The organism is Microbulbifer litoralis (assembly GCF_023634065.1).
GTDB lineage: Bacteria > Pseudomonadota > Gammaproteobacteria > Pseudomonadales > Cellvibrionaceae > Microbulbifer > Microbulbifer litoralis.
This window is the reverse complement of sequence record NZ_JALKCV010000016.1, coordinates 1-16957: the sequence shown is the minus strand read 5'-3', so window position 1 is coordinate 16957 and position 16957 is coordinate 1. Positions and strand designations below refer to the sequence as shown.

11 protein-coding genes are annotated in these 16957 nt (G+C 63.1%); 10 read left to right on the top strand and 1 reads right to left on the bottom strand.

The window, feature by feature from the left end; all coding sequences use genetic code 11:
- The first annotated feature begins 41 nt into the window (after nt 1–41).
- From rluD to MWN76_RS18380, 6 genes are all read left to right on the top strand, one after another.
- Nucleotides 42–992: a 23S rRNA pseudouridine(1911/1915/1917) synthase RluD gene (gene rluD, locus MWN76_RS18405; protein ID WP_250464193.1), complete on the top strand. Its 951-nt coding sequence runs from the start codon at nt 42–44 to the stop codon at nt 990–992.
- A 512-nt stretch (nt 993–1504) separates the two neighbouring features.
- Entirely contained in the window at nt 1505–2266 is a 762-nt protein-coding gene (gene pgeF / locus MWN76_RS18400; protein WP_250464191.1) for a peptidoglycan editing factor PgeF, read from the top strand.
- 203 nt (nt 2267–2469) lie between these two features.
- Nucleotides 2470–5076, top strand: coding sequence for an ATP-dependent chaperone ClpB (gene clpB, locus MWN76_RS18395; RefSeq protein ID WP_250464189.1), 2607 nt, complete (start codon nt 2470–2472; stop codon nt 5074–5076).
- Between the two features lie 209 nt (nt 5077–5285).
- A complete protein-coding gene (locus MWN76_RS18390; protein ID WP_250464187.1) occupies nt 5286–6437 on the top strand; it encodes an efflux RND transporter periplasmic adaptor subunit in 1152 nt (383 codons plus the stop codon).
- A gap of 27 nt (nt 6438–6464) precedes the next feature.
- Nucleotides 6465–9560: an efflux RND transporter permease subunit gene (locus MWN76_RS18385; RefSeq protein WP_250464185.1), complete on the top strand. Its 3096-nt coding sequence runs from the start codon at nt 6465–6467 to the stop codon at nt 9558–9560.
- 113 nt (nt 9561–9673) lie between these two features.
- Nucleotides 9674–11455 carry a DUF885 domain-containing protein gene (locus tag MWN76_RS18380; RefSeq protein WP_250464183.1) on the top strand — a complete coding sequence of 594 codons (1782 nt, stop codon included), beginning with the start codon at nt 9674–9676 and terminating at the stop codon, nt 11453–11455.
- Nucleotides 11456–11521: 66 nt separating this feature from the next.
- Here the strand turns inward: MWN76_RS18380 and MWN76_RS18375 are convergent, their stop codons facing one another.
- The gene (locus tag MWN76_RS18375) at nt 11522–12010 is read right to left on the bottom strand and encodes a DUF4124 domain-containing protein (protein ID WP_250464181.1); all 489 of its coding nucleotides are present in this window, start codon (nt 12008–12010) and stop codon (nt 11522–11524) included.
- Nucleotides 12011–12479: 469 nt separating this feature from the next.
- Here MWN76_RS18375 and MWN76_RS18370 point away from each other — a divergent pair, with 469 nt between their 5' ends.
- The 4 genes from MWN76_RS18370 (at nt 12480) to pssA (ending at nt 16811) form a co-directional block, all read left to right on the top strand.
- Nucleotides 12480–14216: an acetolactate synthase 3 large subunit gene (locus MWN76_RS18370; protein WP_250464179.1), complete on the top strand. Its 1737-nt coding sequence runs from the start codon at nt 12480–12482 to the stop codon at nt 14214–14216.
- Nucleotides 14217–14228: 12 nt separating this feature from the next.
- Nucleotides 14229–14720, top strand: coding sequence for an acetolactate synthase small subunit (gene ilvN, locus MWN76_RS18365; RefSeq protein ID WP_250464176.1), 492 nt, complete (start codon nt 14229–14231; stop codon nt 14718–14720).
- Between the two features lie 25 nt (nt 14721–14745).
- Entirely contained in the window at nt 14746–15768 is a 1023-nt protein-coding gene (gene ilvC / locus MWN76_RS18360; RefSeq protein WP_250464174.1) for a ketol-acid reductoisomerase, read from the top strand.
- Nucleotides 15769–15917: 149 nt separating this feature from the next.
- Complete coding sequence (pssA, locus tag MWN76_RS18355) at nt 15918–16811, top strand: CDP-diacylglycerol--serine O-phosphatidyltransferase (RefSeq protein ID WP_250464172.1); 894 nt, start codon at nt 15918–15920, stop codon at nt 16809–16811.
- Nucleotides 16812–16957: the final 146 nt, after the last annotated feature.

Below are 16957 nucleotides of genomic sequence, written 5' to 3'. Positions count from 1 at the left end.
ACCACAGTCACGGAGCTGCCCAAAGTGTTTGAATTTGCTCAATGAATGAACAGCTCGAAGTCGATGTCGAAGTCCCGGCGCAGCTCGCCGGCCAGAGGTTGGACCAGGCCGCGGCCGAATTGATCCCCGATTACTCCCGCGCCCGGCTGCAGGGCTGGATAAAAGGCGGCCAATTGACCGTCGACGGGCGCTCCGCGAAACCCAAAGACAGGCTGTTCGGTGGCGAGCTGCTGAGCCTTCGCGCGGAACTGGAACCCCAGGGGGAATGGTGCGCCCAGCCGATCGGGCTGGATATCGTCTACGAGGACGACAGCCTGTTGGTACTCAACAAGCCGGCGGGGCTGGTGGTGCACCCGGCCGCCGGCAATCCCGACGGCACCCTGCTGAACGGCCTGCTGTACCACTGCCCGGCACTGGAGCTGGTGCCGCGGGCGGGCATCGTCCACCGCCTGGACAAGGACACCAGCGGCCTGATGGTGGTGGCCAAGACGCTGCCGGCGCAGGTCGACCTGGTGGGCCAGCTCAAGGCGCGCAGCGTCAGCCGCCTCTACGACGCCGTCGTCCAGGGCGCGGTGACCGGCGGCGGCACCGTGGATGCGCCCATGGGGCGCCACCGCCAGAATCGCCTGAAGATGGCCGTTCTGGAACACGGTGGTAAGGAAGCGGTCACTCACTACCGGGTACGGGAGCGCTTCCGCGCCCACACCCACCTGCGCTGCCAGCTGGAAAGCGGCCGCACCCACCAGATCCGCGTGCATATGGCCCATATCCGTCACCCGCTGGTGGGCGATCCCCTCTACGGCGGCCGCCCCAAATTGCCGCCCGAGGCCAGTTCCGAGCTGGTCGAGGCACTGCAGCAGTTCCCGCGCCAGGCGCTGCACGCGGCGGAGCTGTCGCTGATTCACCCGCGAAGCAGCGAAGAGATGCACTGGTCGGCGCCGATGCCGGAGGATATGCTGCGATTGCTTGAACTATTGCGAGTGGACATGTAGGGGCGAGCTTTGTGGATGCCCGCCGTGGGGCTGGGTGCTGGTTAGATGGTCCCGTGGCGGCACTGCTACCGGTGGCTATTTGCCAGACACGCTGTGAATACGTCCCTGTACGCTCTAATCGACATCCCTGTCTCATAAGGTCTGGCAAATAGCCACCGGCATCAGCGCCTTCGCATCGACAGAGGTGTTCTATTTCGCTGACTAGTGGTCCATGCGGAAAGTTTGGTGACTAAGGAGCACAGCCAAAGTGTTCAGATCAAGGCGAGAAAGCGCAGGAATAGTGGTTCTATTTCAAGCTTTCTCAACGCAGAGCTGGACGCTTTGGCGACGCGAACAGTTACACAACTTTCCGCATGGGCCACTAGCAAGTGTGAAAAGAATTTGGAAGCCGTGTCCCACAAGAAGCTCCGGGTAGCAGGAGCAGGGCCGCCACTGCGTCATCTAACCGCGCCAGGTGGAGTTGCCCCAAAACACAAAACGCTTCCCCACAACTGATTAAGGTCAATAAACAGATGCCCAGCGACCACTACCTGATCCCCGACTGGCCCGCCCCCGCCAACGTCCGCGCGGCCACCAGCCTGCGCAGCGGCGGTCACAGCCGGGGGGCCTATGCGTCCTTCAATCTCGGCGACCATGTGGGCGACGAGCCGGAGGCGGTGGCCGCCAATCGCCGCCAACTGATGCGGGAATTGCAACTGCCGGCGGAGCCCCAGTGGCTGGAGCAGATTCACAGTGACCGCGCCGTCGAGGCCCGCAGCGACAGCCTGGTGCGCACCGCCGACGCCAGCTTCGCGCAGGGGCCCGGCGCCGTCTGCACCGTGCTCACCGCCGACTGCCTGCCGGTGCTCTTCTGCGACCGCGCCGGCACCCGGGTGGCCGCCGCGCACGCCGGCTGGCGCGGGCTGGCGGAGGGGATTCTGCGCAGCACCGTGGCCGCGCTGGACTGCCCGCCGGACGAACTGTTGGCGTGGCTGGGCCCGGCCATCGGTTCACAGGCATTCGAGACCGGCGTCGATGTGCTGGAGGCCTTTTTCGAGAACGCCCAGAGCGGCGGGCACACCGAGGCCATCGCCGGGTGCTTTCGCCCGCACAGCGAAAAACCACTGCACTTTCTCGCCGATATCTACGGCCTCGCCCGCGCCGAGCTGCGCCAACTTGGCGTGAACGATATCTACGGTGGCGACCGCTGCACCGTATCGGAAACGGAAAGCTTCTTCTCCTACCGCCGCGACAAAACCACCGGCCGTATGGCCAGCCTGGTCTGGCTCGCGTAGGGTGCGCCCTGATAGGGGCAGGGGCTAACCGGTCGGTGCGCATTGAACTCAAGTTTCGGAGTTCGAGGTGGCTGTCGATGGCACAAGCCGGCTCCGGCTCCCCGATCTGAACCCCGAAACTTGAGATTGAAAACCCTCTCCCCGCCCAAATATTCAGACTAGACTGTTTAGCAATGTCGTCGAATTAAACCGAGGGCCCGAGCGTGCGTATAGACCGAATGACCAATCCGCTGCAGTCGGCAATCGCCGATGCGCAGTCCCTGGCCGTGGGGCGGGATCACAACCAGATTTATCCGGAGCACCTGCTGCAGGCGCTGTTGAACCAGAACAACGGCAGCGTGCCGGCGTTTCTGTCCCAGGCGGGGTTCAACCTGAACGGCCTACGCAACGACCTGGCGAAACGGCTCGACAGCCTGCCCACCATCAGCTCGCCCACCGGCGATGTGGGCATGTCCCAGGAGCTGGCGCGGCTGTTCAACCTGGCGGACAAAAAAGCGCAGAAGAATGGCGACAGTTTTATTTCCAGCGAGACGGTGTTGCTGGCCGCATTCGATTCCGCCGCCGGCGAAATCGCCAAAATCCTGAAAGCCAACGGCGACGAAAAACAGCTGCAGGCGGCGATCGAAAAAGTGCGCGGCGACGAGAAGGTCGACGACCCGAATGCGGAAGAGGCGCGCCAGGCCCTGGACAAATATACCCTCGACCTGACCGAGCGTGCCGTGGCCGGCAAGCTGGATCCGGTGATCGGCCGCGACGACGAAATCCGCCGCACCATCCAGGTTCTGCAGCGGCGCACCAAAAACAACCCGGTGCTGATCGGCGAACCCGGCGTGGGCAAGACCGCGATCGTCGAGGGGCTGGCGCAGCGCATCGTCAACGGCGAAGTGCCGGAGGGATTGAAAGACAAGCGCTTGTTGTCACTGGACCTGGGCGCACTGCTGGCCGGGGCGAAATTCCGCGGCGAATTCGAGGAGCGCCTGAAAGCGGTGCTCAACGAACTGTCCAAACAGGAAGGCCGCGTCATCCTGTTTATCGACGAACTGCATACCATGGTCGGCGCCGGCAAGGCCGAGGGCGCGATGGATGCGGGCAATATGTTGAAGCCGGCGCTGGCGCGCGGCGAGTTGCACTGTGTCGGCGCCACCACGCTGGATGAGTACCGCAAGTATATCGAGAAGGACGCCGCGCTGGAGCGCCGCTTCCAGAAGGTGCTGGTGGACGAACCCACCGAAGAGGACACCATCGCCATCCTGCGCGGCCTGAAAGAGCGCTATGAAGTGCACCATGGGGTGGATATTACCGACGGCGCCATCATCGCCGCCACGCGTCTGTCCCAGCGCTATATCACCGACCGCCAACTGCCGGACAAAGCCATCGACCTGATCGACGAAGCCGCCAGCCGCATCCGCATGGAGATCGATTCCAAGCCCGAGGAAATGGACAAGCTCGACCGGCGCCTGATCCAGCTGAAGATCGAGCGCGAGGCGCTGAAAAAGGACAAGGACGACGAGGCGGCGCAGAAGCGGCTGGAAAAACTCGAGGAGGAAATCCACCAGCTGGAAAAAGAATACGCGGATCTCGACGAAGTCTGGAAGGCGGAAAAAGCCAAGCTCGCCGGCAGCCACGACATCAAGGAAAAACTCGAGCAGGCCAAGCTGGATATGGAGGCCGCGCGCCGCGCCGGCGACCTGACGCGCATGTCGGAATTGCAGTACGGCGTGATCCCGCAGCTCGAACAGCAGTTGCGGTCCGCCGACAGTGCCGAAGACAGCGAGGAGCCGCAACTGCTCCGCAACCGTGTCACCGACGAGGAGGTGGCGGAAGTGGTTTCCCGCTGGACCGGTATTCCAGTGGCAAAAATGCTCGAGGGTGAGCGGGAAAAACTGCTGCGAATGGAAGACGCGCTGCACAACCGTGTGATCGGCCAGGACGAGGCGGTCAACGCGGTCGCCAACGCGGTGCGCCGCTCCCGCGCCGGCCTCGCCGACCCCAACCGGCCCAACGGTTCCTTCCTGTTCCTGGGCCCCACCGGTGTCGGCAAGACCGAGCTGTGCAAGGCGCTGGCGCAGTTCCTGTTCGATACCGAGGACGCCATGGTGCGTATCGATATGTCCGAGTTTATGGAGAAGCACTCGGTCGCGCGTTTGATCGGCGCGCCCCCCGGTTACGTCGGCTACGAGGAGGGCGGCTACCTGACCGAGGCGGTGCGGCGCAAACCCTATTCGGTACTGCTGCTCGACGAAGTGGAAAAAGCGCACCCGGATGTATTCAATATCCTGCTGCAGGTGCTCGAGGACGGCCGCCTGACCGACGGCCAGGGCCGCACGGTGGATTTCCGCAACACCGTGGTGGTGATGACCTCCAACCTGGGTTCCGACCTGATCCAGAAATATGCCGGCGCGCGCGACAGCGACGAGCTGGATTCCGAGATCAACTATCGGCAGATGAAGAGCGCGGTCATGGATGTGGTGGGCGACCATTTCCGCCCGGAGTTCATCAACCGCATCGACGAAGTCGTGGTCTTCCACCCGCTTGACAAAGCGGAAGTACGCTCCATCGCCGAAATCCAGCTCGGACTGTTGCGCAGGCGACTGGCGGATCGCGACCTGGGCCTTGAGGTCTCCGATGCCATGGTCGACAAGCTCGCCGATGTCGGCTTCGATCCGGTCTATGGCGCCCGTCCGCTCAAGCGCGCCATCCAGATGTGGCTGGAAAACCCGCTGGCACAGGAGGTGCTGGCGGGAGAGTTTGTTCCCGGCGATACCGTACATGTGGAAGTGGAGGACGACAAAGCGGTTTTCCACAAGTAGCTTCGTCCGTCTGCAGCGGTCGGCGCGGCGTCGTCGACCGCTGTATCTTTGCACCTGTTTCCTTTCATTCGTTCTCTCCTCTCCTCTCACTTCTCCTTTCACCGCGTTGCAGCCACCAGAGCGACTAGACTTGCCTATCCTGTCATCAGTGCGATCCGGCGCAGGGCGATCGATCGGTGGACCTGCGTGCCGCAACAACGGGATTTTCAGTGGTACAAGCGAGAAAAGTCTTCAACGGACCCATGCTGTGGATGCTGCTGGGCTGCCTGCTGCTGTTCGGTGGTATTTTTGCCTTCAAGATGTTTGGCAAATTCATGATGAACAAGGCGCTCGACAGTATGGCGCAGCCGCCGGCCACGGTGACTTCCACCCGGGTAGAACAACAGACCTGGCAGCAGATGCTACTGGCGGTGGGTTCCATGCGCGCCGTCAACGGCGTGGATGTCACCACCCAGGCGCAGGGCGTGGTCAGTGCAATTCACTTCAAGTCCGGGCAGCGGGCGAACAGCGGCGAACTGCTGGTGGAGTTGGCCGCGGAACCGGAGAAGGCGCAGCTGAAAGTGTTGAAGGCGGAATTGATGCTCGCCCGGCGCGACCACGAGCGCATCGCCTCGCTGCACAAACGGGGGGTCACTACCGATGCGGAACTGGATGACGCCCTGAGCCGTCTCGACCAGGTCCTGGCGCAGTTGGAAGTGCAGCGCGCCACGGTGTCCGAGCGGCGTGTCACCGCGCCGTTTACCGGCCAGCTTGGGATCCGCCAGGTGGATCTGGGGCAGAATGTCAGCCCCGGCGACGCGGTGGTCTCGCTACAGCAACTGGAGCCGATCTTTGTCGATTTCTCGTTGCCCGAGCGGCATTTTTCCCGGGTCAGTGAGGGGCAGACGGTGGAGGTCAGCACCGGTGCCTTCCCGAAGGCCGTCTTCCCCGGCCGCATCACCGCCATCGATCCGCGGGTGGACAGCGCCAGCCGCAACTTCCTCGTGCAGGCGACGATGGCCAACCCCGAGCACAAACTGCGCCCCGGCATGTACGCCGATGTCACCGTGAAGCTGGCGACGGATCGGCGCGTGCTGGTGGTGCCGCGCACCGCCATCCTGTTTGCGCCCTACGGCGACTCGGTGTTCGTTCTGGAAAAGAGCGGTAACGACGGCTCGGGCGACAGCGGTATCGTCGCCCGCAAGCGCCTGGTCAAGACCGGGGAAGAGCGCGGCGACCTGGTGGAGATCGTCGAGGGGATCGAGGCGGGTGAAGTGATCGCCACCACCGGGCTGCTGAAATTGCGCAACGATGGCCCGGTGAAAATCAACAATGAAAACCCGCCGCCGGCAGAGAAAGACCCGGATCCGGAAAACAGCTGATTCAGCGGTGCGCATGGGAGAATCCAGGTGAATTTCACCGAAATCTTTATCCGCAAACCGGTGCTGGCTTCCGTGGTGAGCCTGTTTATCCTGCTGCTCGGCCTGCGCGCCGGCACGGAGCTGAACGTGCGCCAGTACCCGGAGCTGGAGAACGCGGTGATCACGGTCAGCACTGTCTATGTCGGCGCCGATGCGGACCTGGTGCAGGGATTTATCACCACGCCGCTGGAACAGGAGATCGCCACCGCCGACGGTATCGACTATATGGTGTCGACCAGTGTGCAGGGCGTCTCCACCATCCAGGCGTATGTACGCCTCGACTACGACGCCAACGAAGTGCTCACGCAGGTGGTGGCCAAGGTCAACAAGCTGCGCAGTGAACTGCCGGAGGAATCCGAGGATTCCACCGTGGAAATGGCGGTGGGCGAGACGGTCGCCGCCATGTACCTGTCCTTCTCGTCGAAGCAGCTCGACAATAACCAGATCACCGATTACCTGACCCGCGTGGTACAGCCGAAGCTGTCCACCATCGCCGGTGTGCAGCGCGCGCGCCTGCTCGGCAACCGCACTTTTGCCATGCGTATCTGGCTGCAGCCGGAGGCGATGGCGGCCATGGGGGTGACGCCGTCGGATGTGAGCGAGGCACTGCGGGCCAACAATATGCTGTCGGCGGTGGGCAGCACCAAGGGCACCATGGTGCGGGTGGAGGTGTCGGCGGATACCGATATCGCCACCGCCGAGGCCTTCCGCCAGCTGGTGGTGCGCGCCGACGGCGATCGACTGGTGCGCCTCGGCGAAGTTGCCGAAGTGGAATTGGGCTCGGAATCCTACGATACCTCGGTCACCTTCAACGGCCGCTCCGCCACTTTTATCGCAGTGGAAGTGGCGCCGGATGCGAACGCCCTCGAGGTGATTCGCATGGTGCGCGAAAAACTGGAAAACGAGATCTTTCCGCAATTGCCCCAGGGTATGATCGGCGACATCCCCTACGACAGCACCGAGTATATTCAGGATTCCATCGACGAGGTGATCAAGACGATCTTGGAGGCGGTGGTGATCGTGATCGTCGTCATCTACCTGTTCCTGGGATCGCTGCGCAGCGTGGTGATCCCGGCGGTGGCGGTGCCGCTGTCGCTGGTGGGCGCGCTGTTCCTGATGCTGTTGATGGGCTTCACCATCAACCTGCTGACACTGCTGGCGATGGTGCTGGCCATCGGCATCGTCGTCGATGACGCGATCATCGTGCTGGAAAATGTGCACCGGCATATCGAGGAGGGCATGACGCCATTCGATGCGGCCATTGTCGGTGCCCGCGAGCTGGCCTGGCCGGTGGTGGCGATGACGACCACGCTGATCGCGGTCTACCTGCCGATCGGTTTTCTCGGCGGCCTCACCGGCACACTGTTCCTGGAGTTTGCGTTTTCCCTCGCCGGTGCCGTACTGCTGTCCGGTATCGTCGCGCTGACACTGTCGCCGATGATGGCATCGCGGATCCTGAAACCGGACAAGGGCGGCGGCAACCGCATGGAGCAGTGGCTGGAGCGCCAGTTCGACCGCCTGCAGCAGGGCTATCGAAACAGGCTGGCGCGGGCGCTGGACTACCGGCTGGTGATCCTGGTGTTCGGCCTGATCGTGCTCACCAGCTGCTACTTCCTGTTTGTCACCTCCCCCAGCGAACTGGAGCCGAAAGAGGACCGCGGTTTCGTGCTGACCATTTCCACCGCCGACTCCTACGCCACCATCGACTATGTGGAACAGTACACCCGCGAAATGAACGGTATTGCCGAGCGGCACAGCGACGCGGTGGAAAACCTGTTCCTGCTCAACGGTGTCGGCGGCTCCGGCGACAGCAGCAACAGCGCCATCGCCGGCTTCGTGCTGGATTCGTGGAACAAGCGGGACCAGAACACCGCCGAGATGCAGGAAATCATCAGCGGGGAGGTGGAGCAGATCGCCGGGCTCAAGGTGGCGGTGGTGGTGCCGCCGAGCCTGCCCACTGCCGGTGGGCGCCTGCCGGTGGAATTCGTGATCGGCGCCACCGAACCGATGGAAAACCTCGCCGATCTGGCCAATGAAGTCATGGAGCGCGCCTACGCCAGCCGCAAATTCATCTTCGTGGATTCGGATATCAAGATCGACAAGCCCAAGCTGGAAGTCGCCATCAATCGCGACAAGGCCGCGTCGGCCGGAATCACCATGGCGGATATCGGCCGCGAGCTGGGCGGCATGATGTCCGGAGCCTACGTCAACCGCTTCTCGCTCGAAAATCGCAGCTACAAGGTGATCCCGCAGGTGGTGCGCCGCGAGCGGCTGACCGGCGAACAGCTGAAAAACTACTATATCCGCGCGCGCAACGGCCAGCTGATTCCGCTGTCGACGCTGGTAACCCTGCGCGAAACCGTGGAACCGCAGCAACTGAAACGCTTCCAGCAGCTGAATGCCGTCACCATCTCCGGCGTGCCGCGCCCGGGTATCACCCTGGGAGAGGCGCTGGGCATTCTCGAGGGCGCCGCCGCCGAGATACTGCCGCCGGGCTACTCCGTCGACTACGCCGGCCAGTCGCGCCAGTACAAGAGCGAGGGCTCGCAACTGGTGCTGACCTTCTTCTTTGCACTGATCGTCATCTACCTGGTGCTGGCCGCGCAGTTCGAATCCTGGCGCGATCCGCTGATCATGCTGGTGACGGTGCCGATGAGTGTCTGCGGGGCGATGATTTTCGTCAGCCTGGGCCTGACCACGCTGAATATCTACACCCAGGTGGGGCTGGTCACGCTGATCGGGGTCATCTCCAAGCACGGCATCCTGATCGTCGAGTTCGCCAACAAGCTGCAGGAGGAAGGCAGGGACAGGCGCACCGCGATCGAGGAGGCCGCGGCCATCCGCCTGCGGCCGGTGCTGATGACCACCGCCTCGCTGGTGCTGGCGATGGTGCCGCTGCTGATCGCCGCCGGCCCGGGCGGCGGCGCGCGCTTCGCCATGGGCCTGGTGGTGGCCACCGGCATGACCATCGGCACCCTGTTTACGCTGTTTGTGGTGCCGGCCATGTATCTGTACCTGGGGCGGGACTATCACCGCGAAAGTGGTCACCGCGACGGCGATACGGCGTCGGACAAAAGTGGGTAACGGGCGCCCGATTGACATCCCTGACGCTCAATTTAACATCGGTTGATAACACCGGTGCGCCCGTCCCCGCGGCGATGTGTGCCTTTCCCCATGCCTGTCCCGGGAGTCATCGCATGCCCAGTCTGTCCGCACCCGCCGCAAAGCGCCTGTTGGCGCCGGCCCTGGCCACTCTTTTTACCGCCTTCACCTGCCTCGCCGCCGCGGCCGAGTCACCGAAAGCCGACCGGCAACTGCAGGCGCTGTACAGCGCCGAGTACGCCTGGCGCAAACAGCAGAATGGTATGGTGCAGGATGCCGACGGCCAGTGGCGCCGGGGTGATCACTGGCCGCAGGTGGATGCCGATTCCTACCGACAGCGGCTGGCGTACTGGGATAGGGCACTGGCGAAGCTGGAGGCCATCCCCGGCGAGGCGCTGAGCCACGAGGAACAGATCAACGCGGCGGTATTCCGCCAGATCGTCGAGAACCGGGCCGGCGATGCGCGTTTCCGCACTTACCAGGCGCCGTTCAATTCCGACTCGCTGTTCTGGACCTACCTGGCGCCGCGGCACGGGCTGGACGGCGAGCGGGAATACCGCCGCTATATCGCCCGCATGCGGGACCTGCCGCGTTACTTTGACCAGCAGATCGAGAATATGCGCGCCGGCCTCGAGCGCGGCTACAGCGTGCCGCGGGTGACCCTGGCCGGGCGGGAGAAATCCTTCGCACCGTATCTGCAGGAGGGTGCGGAGAACCCCTTCTGGGCGCCGATTGCCGCCATGCCCGAAACCCTGCCGGAAGCCCGGCAGCAGGCGCTCCGCGAACAGGCCGGGGAGGCCATCCGCACCGCGGTGGTGCCGGCCTACCGGCAGTTGTCGGACTTCTTCCGCAATGAATACCTGCCCCGTACCCGCACCACGATATCGGCGCAGGACCTGCCCCGCGGCGACGCCTTCTACCGGGCCCAGGTAAAGGCCTACACCACGCTGGAGCTGAGCCCGGAGGAGATCCACCGGCGCGGGCTGGAAGAGGTGGCGCGAATCGGCGAGGAGATGGAAGCGGTCAAGGACAGGACAGGGTTTGACGGCGATATGCAGGCCTTCCTCAGGTTCCTGCGCACCGATCCGCAGTTTTACGCCGAGACGCCGCGGGAATTGCTGTCGTTTTCCGCCTATGTGGCCAAGCGGGTGGATGGCGCCCTGACCGATACGCTGGGCCGGCTGCCGCGGCGGCGCTTCACGATACTGCCGGTCCCCGACGCCATCGCGCCTTTCTATACCTCGGGGCGCGGCGGATTGGACAGCTGCCTGATGAATACCTACGACCTGTCGTCGCGGCCGCTCTACACCCTGACTGCTCTGACGCTGCACGAATGCTCCCCCGGGCACGCACTGCAAGCCGCCATCGCAGAGGAATCGGCGGGCGATATCCCGCCGTTCCGCGCCGACAACTATTTCTCCGGTTACGGCGAGGGCTGGGGGCTCTACACCGAGTGGCTGGGCAGCAAAATGGGGGTGTACGAAACGCCCTACGAGGACTTTGGTCGCCTGACCTACGAAATGTGGCGCGCCTGCCGGCTGGTGGTGGATACCGGTATTCACCTGTACGGCTGGAGCCGCGAGCGGGCGCTGGACTACATGCGCCGGCACACGGCGCTGTCGGAACACGAGATCACCACCGAGGTGGACCGCTATATCTCCTGGCCCGGCCAGGCGCTGTCCTACAAGCTCGGCGAGATGCTGATCCGCAGGAAGCGGGCCGAGGCGGAAGAGGCGCTGGGGGAGGATTTCGACCAGCGCTACTTCCACGACACCATCCTGAAGCTGCGCTCGGTGCCGCTACCGGTGTTGGCCGCGGAGCTGGATACCTGGATCGAGGGCGGCGGTCGCGATCCCTATGCGGAAGTGGAGGGCTGAAAACCGTGGGCCCGGAATCGCCCGCGGCGGTTCCGGGTTATCGAAAGAGAGAAGCGCGGTAGCGGATCAGCAGTTGTCGCGGATGGTCCGCTGCATCTGGGTAATGCGCTGCTGGCGCTCCTCTTCCGGCAGCACCCGCATCTTGCCGTCGGAGCCGATTTCGCGCACGCGGGAATGGGTGGTCAGTTCCTGCAGGTTGTCGCGCGCCATGCGGCAGCGCTGGGCGCGCACGGCCATTTCCGCCCGCGACGGCTGGCGGTTTTCCTCGGGCTGGGTGTCCCCGTCCTGTTTTTCCTCTTCCCTGCGTGCACTCTTTGGCTGTTCCGCCTCCTGCGCCGCTTTCTCCTCGGCCATCAGCGCCTGCTGTTCCGCCTGCCACTGCTTGTAGCGTTCGGATTTGGGCTTCCTGACGACTTCCACGTCGTCATTTTTCTTTTCCTGCGGCGGCTGGGAGCCGAAATGCACCACGCCGTTTTCATCCGTCCACTTGTAGATACCGTCGGCCTGGGCGGTGAGCGCAAGCGTGGAAATGAAAATCGCGAGGGCGATGCGCATCTGGAACTTCCTCTGTGCTCTTGGTTGTTGTCTCCCGGCATTGTACCGGTCTGGGCCCGCTTTCCCACCACCGCCTTAACACTTTCGCCAATTGCCCGGGGCTCCGGGTTGACAGCTCCGGCACAGTTTGCAGAATCAATTGTTCACCCGGCGAGTAGAGACGGCCGCACACCCCGCGGCTCCCGTTCTCCCCTCCGGTGGGCCAAACGCCCATCCCTTGCCGCCGGGTCGGCTCTCCCCACCATGGAGGCCTGCAGATCCGCCGCGTATCCCCCATGGGGCCGCTCCGGATCGGCGCATTGGCGCTGTCGATGAAGTTATCCTAAAAATCGGCAGTAAAATGCGTTACAGGCTGATATTTATCACCATTTTCCTTTACAATCGCCGTTTGACCTTTTCGTCATGTGGCGGTTTTTGCCTTTTTACGTGATGAATATCCTACCCAGACAGTAAATTTGAGGGGGCTTCAGTGGAATTACTCTCCGGCGGCGATATGTTGGTTCGCGCGCTGCAGGATGAAGGGGTGGATCTGATCTTCGGATACCCCGGCGGGCAGGCGTTGCATATCTACGACGCCATCTTTCGGCAGAAGGGTATCAAGCATGTACTGGTTCGCCACGAGCAGGGGGCTACCCATGCGGCGGACGGCTATGCGCGCTCCACCGGCAGGGCCGGTGTGGTGCTGGTGACCTCCGGCCCGGGCGCCACCAATGCGATAACCGGTATCGCTACCGCCTATATGGATTCGATCCCGATGGTGGTGATCTCCGGCCAGGTGCCCCGCGACAAGATCGGCGAAGACGCCTTCCAGGAAACCGATATGGTGGGCTGCTCGCGGCCGATCGTGAAGCACAGTTTCCTGGTCAAGCGTGCCGAGGATATTCCGGAAACGGTCAAGAAGGCTTTCTACATCGCCAATACCGGCCGCCCCGGCCCGGTGGTGATCGATATCCCCAAGGACGTCACCAACCCGGCGGATCGCTTCCCCTACGAGTATCCGGAAAAGCTGCGCATGCGTTCCTACACGCCCGCGGGCAAGGGACACAGCGGCCAGATCCGCAAGGCGGTGGCGCTGTTGCTGTCGGCGAAACGCCCGGTGATCTACGCCGGCGGCGGTGTGGTACAGGGCGAGGGGGCGCCGCTGCTGGCGGAGCTGGCCCAGCGGCTCAACTATCCGGTCACCAACACGCTGATGGGGCTGGGCGCCTATCCGGGCAGCGACAGGCGCTTTCTCGGCATGCTGGGTATGCACGGTACCTTCGAGGCCAACACCGCCATGCACCACGCGGATGTAATCCTGGCCGTGGGGGCGCGCTTCGATGACCGGGTGACCAACACGCCCAACAAGTTCTGCCCCGGGGCCAAGATTATCCATGTGGATGTGGATCCGGCGTCCATCTCCAAGACCATCGTCGCCGATGTGCCCATCGTCGGCACCGTACAGTCGGTACTGGGCGAAATGGTTGAAATGCTGAAGTCCTCCGACGAGCAGCCGGACCAGTCGGCGATCACCGACTGGTGGCGCCAGATCGACGACTGGCGTGAGCGTCACGGCCTCTATGTAGCGCCGCGCTATCGCACCGACGGCGACATGATCATGCCGCAGGAGGTGATCAGGGCGGTCTACGACATCACCGAGGGCGACGCCTTCCTGACTTCCGACGTGGGCCAGCACCAGATGTTCGCGGCCCAGTACTACCTGTTCGACAAGCCGCGCCGCTGGATCAACTCCGGCGGCCTGGGGACCATGGGCTTCGGCCTGCCGGCCGCCCTGGGGGTCAAAATCGCGCACCCGGACAGCGAGGTCGTCTGTGTCACCGGTGAGGGCAGCATCCAGATGTGTATCCAGGAGCTGTCCACGGCCACCCAGTACCACCTGCCGGTGAAGATCCTGTGCCTGAACAACCAGGCACTGGGCATGGTGAAACAGTGGCAGGAGATGCAGTACGAGGGTCGCCTGTCCCACAGCCTCTACGAGGAATCGCTGCCGGATTTCGTCAAGCTGGCCGAGGCCTACGGTCACGCGGGTGTGAGGATCGAGCGCCGCGAGGAGCTGCACGACAAACTGCAGGAGGCCTTTGCCATCAAGGACCGCACCGTCTTTATCGATGTGTACGTGGATCCGTCCGAGCATGTGTATCCGATGCAGGTGATGCCGAACGGCTCCATGCGGGATATGTGGTTGAGCAAGACGGAGCGGACCTAGGGAAGTTTGACGATGCGCAGAATCATTTCAGTATTGATGGAAAACGAACCGGGCGCTCTCTCCCGCGTGGTGGGGCTTTTCTCCCAGCGGGGCTACAACATCGAGAGCCTGACGGTGGCGCCCACCGAGGATGCCACCCTGTCGCGCCTGACGCTGGTCACCATCGGCGACGACCACAAGATCGAGCAGATCACCAAGAACCTGAACAAGTTGATCGATGTGGTGAAACTGGTGGACCTGACCGAGGGCGCGCATATCGAGCGCGAACTGTTACTGGTCAAGGTGCGCGCCACCGGCGCGCAGCGCGACGAGGTAAAACGCAGCGTGGATATTTTCCGCGGCCAGATCGTGGATGTCACCAGCAATATGTACACGGTGCAGGTAGCCGGCACCGGCGAGAAACTGGATGCTTTTTTGCAGGCCCTGGGCGAGCACACCATTATGGAGGTGGTTCGCTCCGGCGTGTCGGGTATTGCCCGCGGCGAGAAAGTCCTGAGTATTTGATATAGACCGAAATAGGAAGTGAACGATGCAAGTTTTTTACGATAAAGATTGCGACCTGTCTTTGATCCAGCAGAAGACCGTGGCCATCATCGGCTACGGCTCCCAGGGCCACGCCCACGCCAACAACCTGAAGGACTCCGGCGTGAAGAACGTCGTCGTGGGCCTGCGCAAGGGCTCCAGCTCCTGGGCCAAGGCCGAAAAGGCCGGCCTGCGCGTGGCGGAAGTGGCCGATGCGGTAAAAGATGCCGACGTGGTCATGATCCTGACCCCGGACGAGCACCAGGCCGCCATCTACCGCGAACAGGTGGCGCCCAACCTGCAGTCCGGTACTGCGCTGGCATTCGCGCACGGCTTCAATGTGCATTTCGAATTGATCGAGCCGCCCAAGGATGTGGACGTGATCATGATCGCGCCCAAGGGCCCGGGCCACACCGTGCGTTCCACCTACCTGGACGGTGGCGGCGTCCCGACACTGGTCGCCATTTACCAGAACGCCTCTGGTAAAGCCAAGGAACTGGCACTGTCCTACGCGTCCGCGAACGGCGGTGGCCGCTCCGGCATCATCGAAACCAACTTCCGCGAGGAAACCGAAACCGACCTGTTCGGTGAGCAGGCGGTACTCTGCGGCGGCATGACGGCGCTGGTTCAGGCCGGTTTCGAAACCCTTGTGGAAGCAGGCTACGCACCGGAAATGGCCTACTTCGAGTGCCTGCACGAACTGAAGCTGATCGTCGACCTGATGTATGAGGGCGGCATCGCCGATATGCGCTACTCCATTTCCAATACCGCTGAGTACGGTGACTATGTCACCGGTCCGCGCCTGGTCACCGACGAGACCAAGGCGGAAATGCAGCGGGTGCTGAAGGATATCCAGACCGGCAAGTTCGCCAAGGACTTCATGCTCGAGTCCCAGGCCGGCCAGCCGCGCCTGAAGGCCGAGCGCCGTATCTCCGGCGAGCACCAGATCGAGGAAGTCGGCGCCAAGCTGCGCGGCATGATGCCCTGGATCAAGGCCAACAAGATCATCGACAAAACCGAAGGCAACTAAAGCCTCCGGTTTCTGGTATCGGCAGGATCGAAAGCGGCGGGGCCTGCCCCGCCGCTTTTTTTATGGGCGGGCTAAGCTGACTGTCTGTATGCGTCGGGGCTGCAATCGCTGTACACTCGCCGGCTGCATCACGCATTAACGGAGAAACTATGAGCGACAAAGGGGATGCCGGAAAGCCCGAAGATCGGAATGACGAAGAAGTCCGCCTGCCGGTCGACGAGCACATAGAGGAGGAGGTCTCTGCGAGCGGCAAGAAGGTGCGTGCCCGCGGTGTCTATCTGCTGCCGAACCTGATTACCACCGGCGCGCTCTTCAGTGGTTTCTACGCCATCATCTCCGGCATGAACGGCAATTTCGAAGCCGCCGCCATCGCGATCTTCGTCGCCATGATCCTCGATGGCCTCGACGGACGGGTGGCGCGCCTGACCGATACCCAGAGTGCTTTCGGCGTCCAGTACGATTCGCTGTCGGATATGGTTTCCTTTGGCTTGGCGCCGGCGCTGGTGGTGTTCAGCTGGGGGCTGGATCACCTGGGCAAGTTCGGCTGGGCCGCGGCCTTTCTCTATGCGGCCTGTGCGGCGCTGCGCCTGGCGCGGTTCAACACCCAGGTGGATGATGTCGACAAGGGCGTCTTTATCGGCCTGGCCAGCCCGACGGCCGCGGCTATTGTCGCCAGTATGGTCTGGGCCGGCCACGATGTGGAAATGGGGTCCGGCCTGGCGGCCGTAGTGGCCCTGGTCACGCTGGCGGCCGGTCTGCTGATGGTTTCCAACTTCCGCTATACCAGCTTCAAGAAGGTCGACTTCAAGGGGCGCGTACCTTTCGTGATGATGCTGGCGGTCATACTGATCTTCTTCCTTGTGACCATTGACCCACCCCGGGTCCTGCTGACGATTGCCGTTATCTATACCTTCTCCGGGCCGGCGACGTGGATCTGGAACCTGGTCCGCAAGCGCGGCAGCCGGTCCACCGGTCCCGGCAAGGGGGAGGGCGAGCCTGGTAAGGAAGCTGGCGAGACCAAGGGGAAAGGGGGCGAATCCTGAGGTCGGCGGCCTTGGGGTTTCCGGATCGTGAGACTAAAGTAGCAGGGTGGAGCCGCAGTAATGCGGGCCGCGTGGCGGCCCTCCCTTCCGGTCGATGAAAAATTTTCACCCAGGGCAGAAAAAGGGCTTGCACGGCCCGGCGCGAG